This is a genomic window from Curvibacter sp. GW821-FHT09D12, assembly GCF_059416245.1.
This window is the reverse complement of record NZ_JBWKOU010000001.1, coordinates 234,253-251,251: the sequence shown is the minus strand read 5'-3', so window position 1 is coordinate 251,251 and position 16,999 is coordinate 234,253. Positions and strand designations below refer to the sequence as shown.

At 63.0% G+C, this 16,999-nt stretch carries 14 protein-coding genes and 2 tRNA genes; 2 read left to right on the top strand and 14 right to left on the bottom strand.

From position 1 onward, the window contains the following. Positions 1-13: 13 nt before the first annotated feature. Genes rpoS through surE form a run of 4 tightly spaced genes read right to left on the bottom strand, consistent with a single transcriptional unit; the run spans position 14 to position 3,499 of the window. Positions 14-1,009 carry an RNA polymerase sigma factor RpoS gene (gene rpoS / locus AC07PT_RS01190; protein ID WP_492345117.1) on the bottom strand — a complete coding sequence of 332 codons (996 nt, stop codon included), beginning with the start codon at positions 1,007-1,009 and terminating at the stop codon, positions 14-16. 19 nt (positions 1,010-1,028) lie between these two features. Then, positions 1,029-1,916, bottom strand: coding sequence for a peptidoglycan DD-metalloendopeptidase family protein (locus AC07PT_RS01185; RefSeq protein ID WP_492345116.1), 888 nt, complete (start codon positions 1,914-1,916; stop codon positions 1,029-1,031). Positions 1,917-1,931: 15 nt separating this feature from the next. Then, complete coding sequence (locus AC07PT_RS01180; protein ID WP_492345115.1) at positions 1,932-2,726, bottom strand: protein-L-isoaspartate(D-aspartate) O-methyltransferase; 795 nt, start codon at positions 2,724-2,726, stop codon at positions 1,932-1,934. Further along, positions 2,723-3,499, bottom strand: coding sequence for a 5'/3'-nucleotidase SurE (gene surE, locus AC07PT_RS01175; protein WP_492345114.1), 777 nt, complete (start codon positions 3,497-3,499; stop codon positions 2,723-2,725). The genes AC07PT_RS01180 and surE overlap by 4 nt, the downstream gene beginning before the upstream one ends. A gap of 137 nt (positions 3,500-3,636) precedes the next feature. Between surE and AC07PT_RS01170 the strand changes: the two genes are divergently transcribed. Then, positions 3,637-4,626 carry an NADPH:quinone oxidoreductase family protein gene (locus AC07PT_RS01170; protein WP_492345113.1) on the top strand — a complete coding sequence of 330 codons (990 nt, stop codon included), beginning with the start codon at positions 3,637-3,639 and terminating at the stop codon, positions 4,624-4,626. Positions 4,627-4,692: 66 nt separating this feature from the next. Here AC07PT_RS01170 and AC07PT_RS01165 read toward each other — a convergent pair whose 3' ends face one another. The 7 genes from AC07PT_RS01165 to AC07PT_RS01135 all read right to left on the bottom strand — a co-directional run bounded on the left by AC07PT_RS01165 (position 4,693) and on the right by AC07PT_RS01135 (position 12,411). After that, positions 4,693-7,254, bottom strand: coding sequence for a sensor domain-containing protein (locus AC07PT_RS01165; RefSeq protein WP_492345112.1), 2,562 nt, complete (start codon positions 7,252-7,254; stop codon positions 4,693-4,695). 396 nt (positions 7,255-7,650) lie between these two features. Beyond that, a tRNA-His gene (locus tag AC07PT_RS01160) sits at positions 7,651-7,726 on the bottom strand. A gap of 32 nt (positions 7,727-7,758) precedes the next feature. Next, on the bottom strand, positions 7,759-9,699 hold the full coding sequence (locus tag AC07PT_RS01155; protein ID WP_492345111.1) for a SurA N-terminal domain-containing protein: 1,941 nt from the start codon (positions 9,697-9,699) through the stop codon (positions 7,759-7,761). Positions 9,700-9,759: 60 nt separating this feature from the next. Next, a tRNA-Val gene (locus tag AC07PT_RS01150) sits at positions 9,760-9,835 on the bottom strand. A gap of 15 nt (positions 9,836-9,850) precedes the next feature. Then, a complete protein-coding gene (locus AC07PT_RS01145) occupies positions 9,851-10,123 on the bottom strand; it encodes an HU family DNA-binding protein (RefSeq protein ID WP_007858657.1) in 273 nt (90 codons plus the stop codon). A gap of 320 nt (positions 10,124-10,443) precedes the next feature. Then, the gene (locus tag AC07PT_RS01140) at positions 10,444-11,529 is read right to left on the bottom strand and encodes a tartrate dehydrogenase (RefSeq protein ID WP_492345110.1); all 1,086 of its coding nucleotides are present in this window, start codon (positions 11,527-11,529) and stop codon (positions 10,444-10,446) included. Between the two features lie 3 nt (positions 11,530-11,532). Further along, positions 11,533-12,411 (bottom strand): alpha/beta fold hydrolase, encoded by an 879-nt coding sequence (locus AC07PT_RS01135; protein ID WP_494655528.1) that lies wholly within the window; start codon positions 12,409-12,411, stop codon positions 11,533-11,535. 86 nt (positions 12,412-12,497) lie between these two features. On the opposite strand from AC07PT_RS01135, the gene AC07PT_RS01130 reads away from it, so the two are divergent. Then, positions 12,498-13,466, top strand: coding sequence for a LysR family transcriptional regulator (locus AC07PT_RS01130; protein WP_492345108.1), 969 nt, complete (start codon positions 12,498-12,500; stop codon positions 13,464-13,466). Here the strand turns inward: AC07PT_RS01130 and AC07PT_RS01125 are convergent. The 3 genes from AC07PT_RS01125 to uvrC all read right to left on the bottom strand — a co-directional run bounded on the left by AC07PT_RS01125 (position 13,438) and on the right by uvrC (position 16,961). After that, positions 13,438-14,322 (bottom strand): DMT family transporter, encoded by an 885-nt coding sequence (locus AC07PT_RS01125; protein WP_492345107.1) that lies wholly within the window; start codon positions 14,320-14,322, stop codon positions 13,438-13,440. The two genes, AC07PT_RS01130 and AC07PT_RS01125, sit on opposite strands and share 29 nt — an antisense overlap. Beyond that, entirely contained in the window at positions 14,319-14,882 is a 564-nt protein-coding gene (pgsA, locus tag AC07PT_RS01120) for a CDP-diacylglycerol--glycerol-3-phosphate 3-phosphatidyltransferase (protein ID WP_492345106.1), read from the bottom strand. The genes AC07PT_RS01125 and pgsA overlap by 4 nt, the downstream gene beginning before the upstream one ends. Positions 14,883-15,029: 147 nt before the next feature. Further along, the gene (uvrC, locus tag AC07PT_RS01115; protein WP_492345105.1) at positions 15,030-16,961 is read right to left on the bottom strand and encodes an excinuclease ABC subunit UvrC; all 1,932 of its coding nucleotides are present in this window, start codon (positions 16,959-16,961) and stop codon (positions 15,030-15,032) included. Positions 16,962-16,999: the final 38 nt, after the last annotated feature.

Genomic DNA, 16,999 nt, shown 5'->3' with positions numbered 1-16,999 from the left:
CCCCATCAACGGATCACAACAACGCATCGCGTGAGATGCCGTGCCGAGCCAGGTGGCGCTTGAGTTTGAACAAAGCCTCGTTCTGAATCTGGCGCACCCGCTCCCGGGTCAGCCCCAGGCGTTCGCTCAAGACTTCCAGGGTCTCAGGCTCACGGTCATGCAAGCCAAAACGCCCAGTCAGCACCTCTTTCTCGCGGCTGGACAAACCATCCACCCAGCGGTCCAACAGGCGCTCGACCTGATGTTCCTGGGTCAGGCCGCTGGGGTCGGTCGCCAACTCATCCACCAGGGTGTCGCCCAGGGTGTGATCGTCCCCGGAACGATCCAGTGAAGCATCCAGGGATCTGGGAGCCTCAGCCATGGCCAGGAGTTCAGTCACCTCCTGCACCTCACGCCCCAGGAACGCCGCCACATCCTCAGCGCGCACCCCGTCGGGCCGGCGCGCCACAAAGCTGGGGTCATTTTCAAGCGAGCGCCTCGCCCGCAGCACCTGCTGCAGTTCGCGCACAACGTGCACCGGTAGGCGCACCACCCGCCCCTGGTTCATCACCGCCCGCTCAACCGATTGGCGAATCCACCAAGTGGCATACGTCGAAAAACGGAAACCCCGCTCAGGCTCGAATTTGTCGATGGCATGCATCAGCCCCAGATTGCCCTCTTCGATCAAATCGGACATGGGAACGCCACGTGAGGCATACCCTTTGGCAATGCTCACCACCAGGCGCAGGTTGTGCTCGATCATCGACTGACGAGCCTCGAAATCGCCTGCCCTGGCCCGGGTGGCGACCGCCAATTCTTCCTGCGGGGTGAACAAAGGCTTGCGCCGCACCTCCCTCAGATAGACCGCGAGCGAATCGCCCCCCTCCACATCGGCGGGCAAGGGGGCCAGCGAGGCTGCCACGGCCTCCCCATCCGGCCCCGCATCCGCAGCGAGCAATCCGTCGTCTGCAGGCGCTTCCTCATGCGCATCAGACTCACCAGGAACAGGTTCATCGTTGCGCACGGTCATGATGGGTCGGCCTTTTGGGCTAGCGGTTGGGCAGGTAGCGGGAGGGATCCACCGGCTTGCCCTGCCGCCGGATCTCGAAATGAAGCTTCACCCTGTCAGAGTCACTGTTCCCCATCTCAGCGATCTTCTGCCCCTTGCGCACCGCCTGGTCTTCTTTCACCAGCAAAAGCTGGTTGTGGGCGTAGGCCGTGAGGAAGGTGTTGTTGTGTTTCAGGATGATCAGGTTGCCGTAGCCCCGCAATCCAGCGCCGGCGTACACCACACGCCCATCCGCAGCAGCCAGCACCGGGTCGCCGGCTTTGCCGGCCAAGTCCAGGCCCTTGTTCTTGGCCTCATCAAAGCCGGCCAGCAAGGCACCACCTGTAGGCCACATGAAGCCGGGATCGTCCTCGGTCGGGGCAGCCGGCGCGGCGGGCGCCGTTGGGGTTGTCGCGGCGGTCGAACCCGATGCAGCCGGCGCGGCGGTACCGGCCTTGGCCGCCCCGGACGCGCCCCCATTGGTCGGCGTGACCGTCGGGTTGCCCACCGGGCGAGTCACAGCGCCGCTTTCAGCTACTGTCGCCGAGGGCGGTATCACGCGCAAGACCTGGCCGACCTCAATCAGATTGGGGTTGTCCAGGCCATTCCAGCGCACCAGATCGCGCCAATTCTGCCCGGACTCCAACCCAATGCGAATCAAGGTATCGCCAGGTTTGACGGTGTAGTAGCCCGGCTTGCCGGCATTCTCGGCACCTGGAAGAGGCTTGGGGGGCACCACAACCGGCGCCGGAGCCGATGCCGAATTGACCGATTGCGGGCCACGCTCTTCGACAGGCGCCTGGCGTCCCGTCTTGGAGGCGCATCCTGTCAGCAACAGGCCCAGCACCGCCACAGTCCACCAAACACTCCGCCCTTGCAAACCCCGCATAAGTATGTCTTTCCTTCAAGCAATGCCTGATTTTAGAGGGACAAAGTGCACCGCCTCAAGAACGGTCTGCTGCAGCCCCTGGGCCGTCTTGTCAATGACCACCAGAGCCTGCTTGCCGGCGGCCATCACCGTGGGGGCCACCAGGCGCCCGCCAACAGCCAGTTGATCACACCACGCCTGGGGCACAGCATCGCCCCCTGCCGCGGCCACGATGCCCGCGTAAGGGGCCCCTTTGGCAAAGCCCTCCATGCCATCGCCCAGCAGCAAATGCAGGTTGCTCAGACGCATGGGCCGCAAGTTGTCACGGGCTTTTTCGTGCAGGCCGCGCAAGCGCTCGATGGAATACACCTCACGCGCCAGCAGGCTCAACACCGCGGCCTGGTAGCCACAGCCTGTCCCCACCTCCAGCACCCGCCCCAGACCGCCCTGGGCCACGATGGGGGCCTGCAGCAGCAGATCCAGCATGCGGGCCACCACGCTCGGTTTTGAGATGGTCTGGCCCAGGCCGATCGGCAGGCTGGTGTCCTCGTAGGACTGATTGACCAGGCCACTGTCGACAAATGCGTGGCGCTCGACCTGGCCCATGGCGGCCAACACACTGGCCGACTGGATCCCTTGTGCCGCCAGTTTCTGCACCATGCGCTGGCGCACCGCCTGGGAATCCATGCCCAACCCGGCAGGTGCAGACCACGGGCTGCCTCGCTCCGGAGCGCGAACCCCACGGGTCGGCACGGGCGCTGGCGCCCCTGAGGGGCGGGGCGCCGCCACCGCCTGATCCAGGCGCGCCGGAAAGCCAGGGCGGCGGTTCACGAACGCGCTCCCTGGGGCTGATGCAGCTTGGCCGCCGTCTGGGACCAATACCCCAGCAAGTCGTGATCGGTCAGGTCCACCTTCAGCGGTGTCATGGCGACATGGCCCTGAGCGGTGGCGTGGAAATCGGTGCCCTCGGAATCGTCCTTGGCCGGGCCCGCTCCACCAATCCAGTACATGGTCTCCCCACGGGGGCTTTCCTGGGTGATCACACGCTCGGCCGCATGACGGCGCCCAAGGCGACACACACGCACCGGCTTGAACTGGTCGTAGGGCAGATTGGGCATGTTCACGTTCAACAACCAGGGCTGTGCGCCGATCATGGATTGGGACTGGATCTGTTCGACCATCTCGCGAGCCTTGCGGGCTGCAGCATCCAACTCGGCCCAGCCCTTTTCCACCTGGGAAAACGCGATGGCCGGGATACCAAATAAGTAGCCTTCCATGGCCGCACCCACGGTACCTGAATAAATCGTGTCGTCCCCCATGTTGGCACCATTGTTGATGCCCGACACCACCAGATCGGGCCGATAGCCCAACAGCCCCGTGAGCGCAATGTGCACGCAGTCGGCTGGCGTGCCGTTGACAAAGCGAAAGCCATTGGCAGCACGGTGTACATACAGCGGCGAATGCAGCGTGAGCGCATTGGACTTGGCACTGTTGTTCTGCTCCGGCGCCACCACCTCAACATCGGCAATGGATTTCAGGGCTTCGTACAAGGCCACGATGCCAGGCGCCTGGTAGCCGTCGTCGTTGGAAAGGAGGATTTTCATGGTCTGATGGATGGACAGCGGATTGTAGGGTGCCCCTCGTGAGCAGGCGCACCCGGCTTGAAAGCCGTCGCTACAGCGACACACCCGCGCCAGACAGCCCACCTATGATTTTGGGTTGAAATTCAGGAGACATTCGAATGCATGCTTGGCTTTGCGAGAACCCCGTGGGCGTGGACGCCCTCAGCTGGAAGGAACTGCCCACCCCTAGCCCCAAGCCGGGCGAGGTGCTGATCGAGATCAAGGCGGCCAGCCTGAACTTCCCGGATCTGCTGATTGTGCAGAACAAATACCAGATGAAGCCCCCCCTGCCCTTTGTTCCAGGCTCGGAATATGCCGGCGTGGTGGCCGCCGTGGGCGAAGGGGTCAAGCACCTGAAGGTGGGCGACAGCGTCGCCTGCCTCTCGGGTACCGGCGGGTTTGGCACCCACACCTTGGCACCAGCCGCCCTCTGCATGCCACTGCCGGCGGGGTTCCCTCACGTTGACGCCGCTGCCTTCATCATGATCTATGCCACCTCATGGCATGCCCTGGTGGACCGGGCCCAACTCAAGGCGGGTGAAACCGTGTTGGTGCTGGGCGCGGCGGGTGGCGTGGGTACCGCCGCCATCCAGATTGCCAAGGCCGCAGGCGCCAAGGTGATTGCAGCGGCCTCGACCGATGAGAAATGCGCCCTGTGCAAACAGATCGGCGCCGATGAGACCATCAACTACAGCGTCGACAGCGTGCCCAATGCCTTCCGCGAGAAGATCAAAGCCCTGACAGGTGGCAAAGGCCCGGACGTGATCTACGATCCCGTGGGCGGCGACTTTGCCGAACCCGCGTTCCGCTCCATTGCCTGGCGCGGTCGCTACCTGGTCGTGGGTTTCGCCTCAGGCCCGATCCCCAACCTGCCGCTGAACCTGCCCCTGCTCAAGGGCGCCTCTTTGGTGGGGGTGTTCTGGGGCGACTTTGCCCGCCGGGAACCACAAGCCAATGCCGCCATGATGGCTGAACTGGCTCAGTGGTATGCCCAGGGCAAGATCAAGCCCGTGATCGATCGCACCATGCCGATGTCTGACCTGAAGGCGGCTTATGCCCACATGGGGTCACGCGGCGTGATGGGCAAACTGGTGATGACCAACCCCTGATGGCAGCAGCCCCCGACGAAGGGGGCCTTTTCAGCCTGCGGTGAGCGGCCCCTGCTGGCAGGCGGCTCAACCCGCTTCGGTCAGAAATTTCTCTGCCAAAGCCTCTGGTCGCAAGGGCCTGGCGAAGTGGTAACCCTGCGCATAGGTGCATTTGAGTGTTTTGAGGCGCTGCGCGATGGCATCGGTTTCAACACCTTCGGCCAGCACGGCCAAGCCCAGGCTGATGGCCAGCGAAATGATGCCGCGCACAATGGCGGCATCTTCCGGATCGTCGATCAGGTCGCGCACAAACGATTGATCAATCTTGATCTTGTCGAACTTGAAGCGCCGCAGGTAGGCAAAGCTGGAATACCCGGTCCCAAAGTCGTCGATTGACAGCTTCACGCCCAGCGCCTTGAGTTGCCGCAGGGTGTTCATCACCGCCTCACCATCGTGCAGCAGCACACTCTCGGTCAGCTCCAGCTCCAGGCGCGCCGGGTTGATGCCCGAGGCCACCAAGGACTCCTCAACCTGGGTCAGCACCGCCCCATGCTGAAACTGCCGGGCCGACAGGTTCACGGCCATCAACAGTTCGGTGTGACCAGCGTCATGCCAGACTTTCAACTGCTGTGTGCTCTCGCGCAGCACCCAACGTCCCAATGACTGAATCAGGCCCGAGTCTTCGGCAAGGGGGATGAACACACCCGGTGGAATCGAGCCACGCTCCGGGTCGTCCCAGCGGCACAGCGCTTCGACCCCGACCATGCGCCCAGAAGACAACTCGATCAGGGGCTGATACTCCAGCCTCAAGGCCTCCTGCTCGATCGCCGCACGCAGGGCGGCCTCGAGTTGCAGGCGCTCCAGCGCAGCATCATTCATGCTGGCCGTGGCGAATTGATAGGCGGCCCGCCCGCCTCGCTTGGCCGCATACATGGCCGCATCAGCCCGGCCAAACAAGGTGTCAAAACGATCCCCATCGGAGGGGAACATCGCCACCCCGACCGACAGGGACACATTCACAGGCAGGCCATCGAATGTCACCGGCTGCGCAACGGCCTCCATCATGGCGCTGGCCAGGTGGGCCGCGTCCGTGGTGGTCTTGATACCGGCCTGCATCAACAGAAACTCATCACCACTCAAGCGCCCCACCACCGATTGCCCACCGCCGAAATTCTGGAGCCGCTGGCCAATTTCACGCAACAGAAAATCGCCCGCCGCATGCCCCAGTGAATCGTTGAGGGTTTTGAAATTGTCGATGTCCACCACCAGCAAGGCCACACCATCGCCTTCGATGCGGGCGCGATCCAGCGCCACCTCGGCCCGCATGGCCACCTGGGTGCGGTTGGGCAGGCCTGTGACCACATCACGGGTGGACAGAAAAGCAATTTTCTCCTCGGCCGCCTTGCGGGAGCTCAGATCAGAGATGGCTGCGACATAGTGGGTCAGCTCGCCACTGGCCCGGTGGCGCAACGCCGACAGGATCAACCACTGCGGATAGACCTCGCCCGTCTTGCGCCGACCCCAGACCTCACCGCTCCACCGGCCATGTTCGTGCACGGCAGTCCAGATGGAGGCTTGAAATGTTTCATCATGCTGCCCATCGGCCAGCAACTTGTACGTGCGGCCTACCGTCTCGTCGGCCGCAAATCCGGAGATGTCCGAATACGCCTGGTTGACCATCATGACCTGGCGATCGGCATCACAGATCACGATGCCGTCACTGCCCTGGTCCAACACACGCCCCGCCAGCTCCAGCTTGGTGGCAGCCGTTCGCTGCTCCGTGACGTCGCGGCGAATCACCAACATGTGCAAACGACTGCCATCCCGGGCAAAACTAGGCACCCGTACGACATCGAACGATCGCGCCATGCCCTGAGCGTCATCTCCCACCTCTTGCAGATGGGAAGCACGGCCCGTCTGCCAGGTGGCTTCCTCATTGAGCGCACTCAAACGCAATGCGGCCGCCATCGGCGAGCCCCGGTCCGCCAGCTCAAGGTTGTTGTGCCCAATGGCCTGGGCCTCCGTCAATCCCACCACCGCCAGAGCGGCGGGGTTGGCCATCAGCCAAGTGCCCCTGCCATCCTTCAGATAAACCATGTCAGGCAGGTGCCGGAAAAGCGAGCGCAACAATCGGTCCCGCCCGCGCAAAGCCTGTTCGGTCAACGCTCGCCGGCTGACATCAACCCCCACCAACCAGAACACCCTGGACACACCCTGCGTCTGCAACATGGGCAAAAGAGACCACGCCAAACGCAGTTTCTGCCCGTCCCGGCAGGTCAGCGTCCACTCCAGATCAACACCGGCCGTGCCCAACTGCTGCAATTCGGACAATTTACGGGTTCGATAATCCTGATCAGGGCACAAGAGTGTCAAACCCAGCGGATTGCCCACCAGGTCCAGAGACTCGTATCCCAGCATGTTCTCGGCCTGCTGATTCCAGAACAGCAAGCGAGGCTCACGCCCCATTTCGAGTGCCAGGACAGCGTGCGGCCAGTCTCTCAGCAAGGCCAGATGGCCCGTGTCCGGCGTCGGAAACATGGACTCCATCGGCATCGGGGCCGTGGTGTCCGGGACATCAAACTCCAGAAAATCGGGTTGCGTTTCTTCGCCCTCCAGCCCTTCGGACAACGCCCGCAGAGGCTGCGGCATCGTCGCCTCGCCAAAATCGGGCCAACTGTCCGAGATCGGCAAATCGGTGCCGGATTGGGAAGAAGGTGAAGAAGAGCGCATATCTATACGTAATGTAATTTACGCATCATATTGCGACAACCACACCAAAGACGCTGTCTTCGCTGGTGCTGCCGGGCGTTCGGCGTTCGGCGTTCGGCGTTCAGCGTTCAGCGTTCAGCGTTCAGCGTTCAGTCTCGGAGACTCAAGGGGATTGAATCAAATTGCGCAGAGCCACGACACGGTTGATCGCTTCGTGGAAAACCCTCGGTCATACCGCAAGAGACTGCCCCCAAGGCAAAGGGGGGCGAGGCGGTGTACAGACCGCCAATAAAAAACCCCGCCATGTTCAACATGACGGGGTTTTCAGGATCTGCTTGGGGTGGCTGATGGGACTCGAACCCACGACAACCAGAATCACAATCTGGGACTCTACCAACTGAGCTACAGCCACCGCAGACAAAAATTATAACCCGAATTTCCTGCTTAACCGCCCGAATTTGAATTTTCTTCAGAAGCTTGCGGTGCGGGCTTGGCGGTCTTGAGCTGAACCTTGTACTTGTCAGCCAAGAACTCGTAGTAGGCACGGGCCTCTGCAGATGCCCACCACTGAGCATACTGAGCACGCTCCTGGGCCTTGCGCGCCTCCTCGACGCCCACTCGCGGGACCACCTTGGCCACGCGAACCACCGCATAACCTTGTGCCCCGAGGTCCACACCCACCCAGGCTGGCAACGCCGACCCGCGTTGGCGCAGGGCTGCATCGACCACGGCCGGGGCCTGCTTGGCGAGCTCATCACGCGACACCGTGACCGCAGCACCCAGGTTCGTCGCGCTGGCAGGGTTGGTCTTCCAAGCCGCCAGCTTGTCTTCGCCCTCTTTGCGGGCCAGGGCCTGGGCGCGCTCTGCAACCACCAACTCGCGCACCTTGGCCTTGACTTCGTCCAGGGCCTGGGTACGGGCTGGCACATAGTCCACGATGCGGGCCGACACCATCTGGCTGGGGCCCACTTCGATGGCCTCGGTGTTGCGCTTCTTGCTCACGGAATCGGCACCAAACAAGGCAGCGAGTACCTTGGGGTTGCCGAGAACAGGCGGCAGGCCAGGGCCGGGCACGCGGGTCACGTCCTTGGCCGTGCGCAAGGTCAACTTCAGGCGTTCGGCCACAGGCTTGAGGCTGTCGGATTGTTCATAGACGGTGTTGGTGAACGTCTCAGCCACCTCGGCAAACTTGCGCTGCGCTTGCTGCTGCTTGAGCTCAGCCTCCATCTCGGGGCGCATGGCCTCGAAACTCTTCTGCTGAGGCACCTTGATGTCGGTCAGTTTGATGATGTGGAAGCCGAAATCAGATTGGACCACGTCGCTGATGTCACCCTTGGCCATGGCAAACACGGCGTCCTCGAAAGGCTTGACCATGGCGCCGCGGGCGAAGAAGTCGAGATCCCCCCCCTTGGCGGCCGAACCAGGATCCTGCGAATTCTTGCGAGCCACATCGGCAAAAGTGGCCGGGGCCTTGCGAACCTCTGCCAGCAGCGCTTCAGCCTTGGCCTTGGCCTTGTCGCGCTCTGCAGCTGGCGCATCCTTGGGCGAGGTGATCAGAATGTGGCTGGCACGGCGTTCCTCTTTGGAGGCCAGGCGCGCCGCGTTCTGCTCATAGTAAGTCTTGAGGTCGGCCTCATTGAGGGCGATGCCGGCCTTGACGCTGTCAAGATCAAGCACGGCATACTCCACAGTAGCACGCTCAGGCATCTGGAACCGTGCAGTGTGCGCCTTGTAGTAGGCCTCGATGTCCGCATCGCTGGGCGTCACCCGTGCCACAAAATCCGCAGGGCGGAAAGTGGCCACCTGAATCTCACGGTGCTCGAAAAAGGCATTCAATGCCACGTCGGCCTGCCCGGCCGGAGCCACCACACTGGCGCTGATGCCACCCAGCACCTGACGGCTCGCCAGATCGGCGCGCACACTGGCCTCATACATCTCGGGGGTCATGCCTTGCGAGCCCAGCAACTGGCGGTAGCGCTCGACGTCAAGCGTGCCATCTTCGCGCCGCAACGAGGCGATGGTGGGGTTGTCCTGAAGTGAACGTGCCAACTTCTGATCGCTGATGGCCAGATGCTGACCACTGGCTGCAGAGGCCAGCACTTTCTCGCGAACCAGCCGTTCCAAGGTCACGTAACGGGCTTCGGGAGATTCGAAGCGCTTGATGTCCACATTGGGCATCTGCACCCGCAGACGCTCGACTTCGTTCTTGTGCGCGGCATCCCACTCGCCCTGCGTGATGGCTTGACCATCCACCTTGGCAACTGTCGTGCCCTTTTCCATGGCCCGGTTGTAGCCATCAATGCCGAACAGAACGAAGGATGGAATGATCAGCAAGAACAGCACGATCATGACGATCTTCGAGTGCTTGCGGATGGACTCAAACATGGCAATCTTTCAAGGGCAAAAAAGAAAAGGCGAACAATGTGTTCGCCTTCGCATCGGTGGTGGTGGGTGCTGACGGGATCGAACCGCCGACCCGCGCCTTGTAAGGGCGCTGCTCTACCAGCTGAGCTAAGCACCCCACCTGAACTGGATCTCAGTTCAAGGCATCTTTCAATGCCTTGCCTGGACGAAACTTAGGAACTTTAGCAGCCTTGATCTTGATTGTATCGCCAGTGCGCGGGTTGCGACCGGTACGAGCGGCGCGCTTACCAACGGCGAAGGTACCAAAGCCCACGAGAGAAACGGTACCGCCCTTTTTCAGGGTCTTCTTCACAGCCTCGATCGTCGACTCCAGGGCGCGCGCAGCGGCAGCCTTGGAAATGTCGGCGTTGTTGGCAATGTGCTCAATCAGTTCAGTCTTATTCACAAGGAGCCCCTCGTACAGAAATGGTGTTGATCAGGTTGTCTCATCAAAAATCTTGCCTCCCCTCAGCTGGGCCATCCTGAGATGGTTGTGTCCGCTGGGCGGGAGGCTCATTCGCAGCTTCAACTGCTGAAAGGATTAAAGCGATGGACCTTCAAGGTGTCAATACAACAAGCTGTTTCGCAACAGCAAGGACGCGGATTCTAGACTCTTTTCGGGGGGTGTTTGGCGCTCGCAGCGGTGTTTTTGCGACACCTCTGCGCGGGCTCGGGCTGGCAGCGTGAAATAGGTCCTGCGCCAGCCCCTTGGAGAGCTCTCTTGCCTCAGAGCACCTCGGCGATTGCACGCCCCACATCCGTGGTGCTGGCCGTGCCACCGATGTCGCGGGTGCGCGGTGCACCACTTTTCGGATCCAGCACTTTCTCGATGGCCGCGAGCACCGCGTCATGTGCGTCCTTGTGGCCCAGAAACTCCAGCATCATGGCTCCACACCAAATCTGGCCGATCGGGTTGGCGATGTTCTGGCCTGCAATGTCTGGCGCCGAACCATGCACAGGTTCGAACAAGGACGGAAAACGCCGGTCCGGATTGAGGTTGGCACTGGGTGCAATGCCGATGGTGCCCGTGCAGGCCGGCCCCAGGTCGCTGAGGATGTCGCCAAACAGATTGCTGGCCACCACCACATCAAAGAAGTCGGGGCGCTGCACAAAGTGGGCCGTGAGGATGTCGATGTGGAACTTGTCCACATTGACACCAGGATAGGCCTTGGTCATCTCGGCAACCCGCTCGTCCCAGTAGGGCATGGTGATGGCAATGCCGTTGGATTTGGTGGCGCTGGTGAGGTGCTTTTTGGGACGCGACTGCGCCAGTTCGAAGGCGAACTTCAGCACGCGATCTACACCGATGCGCGACATCACGGTCTCCTGCATCACGATCTCGCGCTCAGTCCCCGGGTACATGCGCCCGCCAATGCTGGAGTACTCACCCTCGGTGTTCTCACGCACGATGTACATGTCGATCTCGCCCGGTTGGCGTGGCGACCCATCGCGGCGCACCACCGGCGCGATGATGCCGGGCATCAAGCGAGCCGGACGCAGGTTCACGTACTGATCGAACTCGCGCCGGAACAGCAGCAGCGAGCCCCACAGCGACACATGGTCCGCAATCTTGTCGGGCCAGCCCACGGCACCAAAGTAGAGCGCGTCGTGCCCACCGATCTGATCCTTCCAGTCGTCGGGCAACATCTTGCCGTGCCGTTCGCAGTAATCCCAGCTCGAAAAATCGAAGTGATCAAAATGCAGATCGATGCCGAACTTGCGGGCCGCCGCGTCCATCACGCGCACCCCCTCCGGCATGACCTCTTTGCCGATGCCATCGCCGGCGATGACTGCAATGCGTTTCTTGCTCATGGTTCAACTCCTGAAAAAATCAAATGCTTCCTGCAGCAGCAGGTCGGGCGCCTCTTCGGCAATGTAGTGACCACAAGGCAAGGCCCGCCCACTGAGCTGCGAAGCGCGATCGCGCCACAGATCCAGTACCGCGAAGCTGGCCGCCACGGCGCCATGCTCACCCCACAACACGCGCAAGGGCATGCCCAGGCCACGCCCTTGCGCTGCATCCAATCGGTCGTGCGCCAGGTCGACGGTGGCGCTGGCCCGGTAGTCCTCACAGATCGACTCCGCGGTGCCGGGCAAGCCCGCACAACGCTCGTACTCGGCCAAAGCGATCGGATCGAATGCCGCGAGACCCGCATGCCGCTTGCCCATCACCCCCCGCACATAGCCCGCCGGGTCGCTGGCAATCAGTGTCTCGGGCAAGGGGCTGGGCTGAATCAGGAAAAACCAGTGCCAATAGGCGCGAGCAAAGGCTTCTGTGGTGCCCTCATACATGGCCAGGGTGGGCGCGATGTCGAGCAACATCATGCGCTCCACCGCCACACTGCGGTCCAGCGCCAGCCGATGCGCTACCCGGGCACCCCGGTCGTGCGCCAACACCTGAAAGCGGTCAAAGCCGTGGTGCTGCATCACGGCCAGGGCGTCCAGCGCCATTTCCCGTTTGCTGTGCGCCACATGCCCCGCCGAGGCGCCTGGGCGCCCTGAATCCCCATAGCCACGCAGATCCATCAGCACGACGGTGAAGCGGGTGGCCAGGGCATCCGCCACCCGATGCCACATCACATGGGTTTGCGGGTGCCCGTGCAAAAGCAGCAATCCCGGCCCCTGACCGCCACGCCAGGTGCGCAATGCAAGCCCCTCGCGCAGCACCGTGTCGGTAGAGAAATTGTCAAACATGGGTTGGGTTGCCTTCTTGATTGGCCTCAACTCTATCGCGGCAAAAGGCAATAATCCGGCAAGCAATCATTTCCACAGAGGAAACAATGGATCGATCCGATCTGGAGCTGGTGCTGGCCATCCGCCAGCACGGCAGCCTGTCATCCGCCGCTCGGGCCCTGCATGTGACTCCCCCGGTGATCACCAAACGCCTGGCGGCCCTGGAAGGCCAACTCAGGGTTCAATTGTTCCAACGCACCACCCGAAAGGTCAGCCCCACGGCCGACGGAGACGCCCTGTGCGAGCACGCCCAGGTGCTGCTGCGCGGCTTTCAGCAGGCCGAAGCCGAACTGCGCGAGCGCCAGTCAGAGCCCACCGGCCTGATTCGTCTGGCCGCCACCTTCGGGTTCGGGCGGCTTTGGGTCGGCCCGGCCGTGGCCGAGTTTCAACAGCGCTACCCTCGCCTGCAGGTCCAGTTGCACCTGGTCGAACAATTGCCCGACCTGACGGTGGAGGGTTACGACGGCGCGATCTGGCTCTGGAATGTGCCCGGGCCACGGGCCGGTGAGTGGACGTCGAAGCGCCTGGCCCGCAACCAGCGGGTGCTGGTGGCCTCACCCGCCTACCTGAAAGCCCACGGCGAACCCGCTTGCGCCGACGACCTGGCACAGCATCAATGTCTGGTGGTGCGTGAAAACGGCAGCGACCCGGCGCAGCGCTTCGATCACTGGACACTGCAGTCCAGCCAGGGCCGCCGCAAGGCCCTGCACCGCGTCACCGTGAAAGGCGCGCTGAGCAGCAATTCAGGCGAGTTGGTACGCGACTGGTGCCTGGCGGGCCGGGGCATCATGCTGCGCAGTCTTTGGGACATCGCCGGCGCCCTGCAAAACGGCGATCTGGTGAGGGTGCTGCCGGATCACGCCATGGCTGACGCAGACATCCATTGGCTGGCGCCCTGGCAGGCGAGAACCCCCAAACGCGTGCGCCTGCTGATCGACTTTCTGCACAACCGCTTCCATGGCGAACCCTGGAAGATCAACCCGGCGCTCAAGCCCGCGAGCGGACTACCAGGCTGACGCCGACCGCAGTCAAAGCCGTGCCAGCCAGCGTCAGACTGGTGATCGGCTCGCCAAACAGCAACCAGGCCAGCGCCGCGGTGCACGGGGGCACGAGGTACAACAGACTGGTGACGCGGGTGGCCGCACCACGCTGGATCAGCAGGTACAGCAAAGAGCTCGCCCCCAAAGACAAGGCCAGCACCGACCAGGCCACGGCACCGATCAATTCAGGCGTCCAGTCGATCGATTCGGGCTCCAGCCAGGCCAGTGGCAGGCTGACCAGCAAGGCGGCCCCCAACTGCACGGCACTGGCACTGCGCACGTCGCAAGGGGTCACATGGCGCTTCTGGTAGAGCGTTCCGATCGTGATGCTGAACAAGGCCATCACGGCCAGGGACAAGGCCTGCCAGGAGGCCTCACCGCCCTGCCCCATCTTGGCACTGACCACCAGCACCAGGCCACCGAAGCCGAGCAACAGCCCCAGCCATTGCCAGCGGCTGACCCGGCTGCCATGCCAGGACATCCACGCCGCCGTCAGCACCGGCTGCAAGCCCACGATCAAAGAAGACAGCCCGGAGCCCATGCCGGCCTTCACGGCCGCCCACACACCGCCCAGGTAGCCTGCATGCATCAGCACCCCGGTGACCGCCAAGTGCCCCCATTGGGCCCGGCTGCGCGGCAGCGGCACACCCGCCACCAGCACCCAGACACCGAAACACAGCACCGACAAGGCGTAGCGCACACACAGGAAGGAGAGTGGAGGGGCATGGGGCATGCCATAACGGGCCACGATGAAGCCCGTGCTCCAGATCAGCACGAACACCACCGGCATGGCCGCCAGCCAGCGACCATTCGCCTGCCCTCCTGCGCTCATTTGACGCGGGCCCGGATCTCGGGAAGGGCTTTTTGCAGGTAGTACACCATCGACCACACGGTCAGCACCGCGGCTGCCCAGATGAGCCAGGTGCCGCAGACACCGGTGTCCACCCCCAGCAGGGGCCCATCAAACAGAAGAAATGGGATGGCCACCATCTGCACGGTGGTCTTGAGCTTGCCGATCATGTGCACCGCCACGCTCTTGGAGGCCCCGATCTGGGCCATCCACTCACGCAGGGCCGAAATGGCGATCTCACGCCCGATGATGATCAAGGCCACAAAGACGTCGGCCCGCCCCAGATGCACCAGCACCAGCAACGAGGCACACACCAGAAATTTGTCGGCCACCGGATCCAGAAACGCGCCAAACGAAGAGGTCTGATTGAGCTTGCGGGCCAGAAACCCGTCCAGCCAGTCGGTGGCCGCAAACACCACGAACATCACCGTGGCGATCAGGTTGCGCGTCGCCGGGTCCAGGGGCGCATAGAACACCCCCACGATCAAAGGGATCGCGACGATGCGCGTCCAGGTCATGATGGTGGGAATGGTGAAGAACATGGGCACGATTGTGTCACGGCTTGCGCCCCGGCTTGGGGCTTGAATGCGGCTGGAGTACGCCATGAGGGGATCAAGCGTGGCTTGCGCCCCACTTCAGGCACCTGCAACGGGCCGTCGCGCCCGATTTCGGTGCCTTGGACACCGGGATCAGCGCAAAGCCCGGTAGATCTCTTCGGCCAGGTCGCGCGAGATGCCCTCGACCGTGCACAGATCCTCCACGCTGGCGGCGGCTACGCCACGCACCCCGCCAAAGCGCTGCAACAAGCGTGCGCGCTTCTTGGGGCCGACCCCGGCGATGTCCTCCAGCCGGCTGGCCCCCACCCGCACCTTGGCCCGCTGGGCCCGCATGCCGGTGATGGCAAAGCGGTGTGCCTCGTCCCGGATCTGTGCCACCAGCATCAGGGCCGCCGAATCACGCCCCAGGTAAACCTTGTCTCGGCCGTCGGCAAACACCAACTCCTCCAGGCCCACCTTGCGCCCTTCACCCTTCTCCACCCCCACGATGACCGACAGGCTCAAACCCAAGGCCTCAAAAACCTCGCGCGCCATCGACACCTGGCCCTTGCCACCATCCACCAGCACCAGATCCGGCAGGCGGGCCTGGCCAGGCGCGGGCGCGGCACCGCCGGCCTCGCGCAAGGCCTCGGCCACCTTGGCATAGCGGCGCGTCAAGACCTGGCGCATGGCAGCATAGTCGTCGCCACCCGTGATGCCCTCGATGTTGAAGCGCCGGTACTCGCTGTTCTGCATCTTGTGGTGTTGGAACACCACACAGGAGGCCTGGGTCGCCTCACCCGCCGTGTGCGAGATGTCGAAGCACTCAACGCGGAAAGCATCCAGGTCTTCAGGCTCCAGATCCAAGGCGTCCACCAGCGCACGGGTTCGCGCCTGCTGCGACCCCTCCTCCGACAGCAGGCGGGCCAGTTGCAGGTCGGCATTGGTCTGGGCCATCTCCAGCCAGATGCGCCGCTGCTCGCGCGGGTTGTGCACAGCGGCGATCCGCACGCCGGTCTGCTCCGACAAGGTGGCCAACAGGCGCTTGTTGACCGCCACACTGGTCACCAGCAACGGCGGCACCGGCACCCCGGGGTAATGTTGGGCAATGAACGCCTCCAGCACACGGACCTCCACCGGCAGCGCTGGCTCGGCCCCGGCATCGGCATCGGCTGGTGCGTCCGTGTCGTCCAGTAGACCGAGGTTGACAGCATCCTCGACATGCACCGGGAAATACGGCCGATCTCCCAGATGCCGCCCCCCGCGCACCATGGCCAGATTGACGCAGGCCCGCCCACCCTGCACCCGAACCGCCAGGATGTCAGCGTCCTGATCCGAACCTGTGTCCACCGCCTGCTGGTGCAAAACCCGCGACAAGGCACTCATCTGATTGCGGATCTCAGCCGCCTGCTCGAACTCCAGCCGTTCGGCGTGGGCCATCATGCGCGACTCCATCTCCCCCATCACCGCCTGGGCCTCACCCCGCAGAAAACGCTCGGCATCGGCCACGTCGCGGGCGTAATCCTCAGCCGACACCAGGTCGACGCAAGGGCCCGAACAACGCTTGATCTGGTAGAGCAGGCAGGGGCGGCTGCGGTTGTTGAACACAGTGTCTTCACAGGTGCGCAGTCGAAACACCTTCTGCAGCAACTGAATGGTCTCTTTCACCGCCCAGGCGCTGGGGTAGGGGCCAAAGTAGCGATGCTTCTTTTCAACCGCGCCCCGGTAATAGGCCATGCGCGGGTAGGCATGGTTGGCCAGCTTGAGGTAGGGGTAGCTCTTGTCGTCCCGGAACAGGATGTTGTACTTCGGGTTCTGTGTCTTGATGAGGTTGTTTTCCAGCAGCAAGGCCTCAGCTTCAGAGCGCACCACCGTGGTCTCCATGCGGGCGATCTTGCTCACCATGTGACCGATGCGGGTGCCCCCGTGGTCTTTCTGAAAATAGCTTGAAACCCGGCGCTTCAGGTTGAGCGCCTTGCCCACATAGAGCAAGCCCCCGTCGGCATCAAAATACCGATAGACACCCGGCAAGGCGGGCAAGGCAGCCACTTCGGACAGCAGTTGTTCGGAATGCACATCAGACATGGGGGCGTATTGTGGCTCCACCCGGGCGGCCAGCGGCG

What these genes read in the sequence shown, in the direction of transcription:
- AC07PT_RS01185 (WP_492345116.1), bottom strand. Translation starts at nt 1,916, where the DNA reads ATGCGGGGTTTGCAAGGGCGGAGTGTTTGGTGGACTGTGGCGGTGCTG.
- AC07PT_RS01135 (WP_494655528.1), bottom strand. Translation starts at nt 12,411, where the DNA reads ATGTTTGACAATTTCTCTACCGACACGGTGCTGCGCGAGGGGCTTGCA.
- uvrC (WP_492345105.1), bottom strand. Translation starts at nt 16,961, where the DNA reads ATGTCTGATGTGCATTCCGAACAACTGCTGTCCGAAGTGGCTGCCTTG.
- AC07PT_RS01170 (WP_492345113.1), top strand. Translation starts at nt 3,637, where the DNA reads ATGCATGCTTGGCTTTGCGAGAACCCCGTGGGCGTGGACGCCCTCAGC.
- AC07PT_RS01130 (WP_492345108.1), top strand. Translation starts at nt 12,498, where the DNA reads ATGGATCGATCCGATCTGGAGCTGGTGCTGGCCATCCGCCAGCACGGC.
- rpoS (WP_492345117.1), bottom strand. Translation starts at nt 1,009, where the DNA reads ATGACCGTGCGCAACGATGAACCTGTTCCTGGTGAGTCTGATGCGCAT.
- AC07PT_RS01140 (WP_492345110.1), bottom strand. Translation starts at nt 11,529, where the DNA reads ATGAGCAAGAAACGCATTGCAGTCATCGCCGGCGATGGCATCGGCAAA.
- AC07PT_RS01155 (WP_492345111.1), bottom strand. Translation starts at nt 9,699, where the DNA reads ATGTTTGAGTCCATCCGCAAGCACTCGAAGATCGTCATGATCGTGCTG.
- pgsA (WP_492345106.1), bottom strand. Translation starts at nt 14,882, where the DNA reads ATGTTCTTCACCATTCCCACCATCATGACCTGGACGCGCATCGTCGCG.
- AC07PT_RS01125 (WP_492345107.1), bottom strand. Translation starts at nt 14,322, where the DNA reads ATGAGCGCAGGAGGGCAGGCGAATGGTCGCTGGCTGGCGGCCATGCCG.
- AC07PT_RS01165 (WP_492345112.1), bottom strand. Translation starts at nt 7,254, where the DNA reads ATGCCGCAGCCTCTGCGGGCGTTGTCCGAAGGGCTGGAGGGCGAAGAA.
- surE (WP_492345114.1), bottom strand. Translation starts at nt 3,499, where the DNA reads ATGAAAATCCTCCTTTCCAACGACGACGGCTACCAGGCGCCTGGCATC.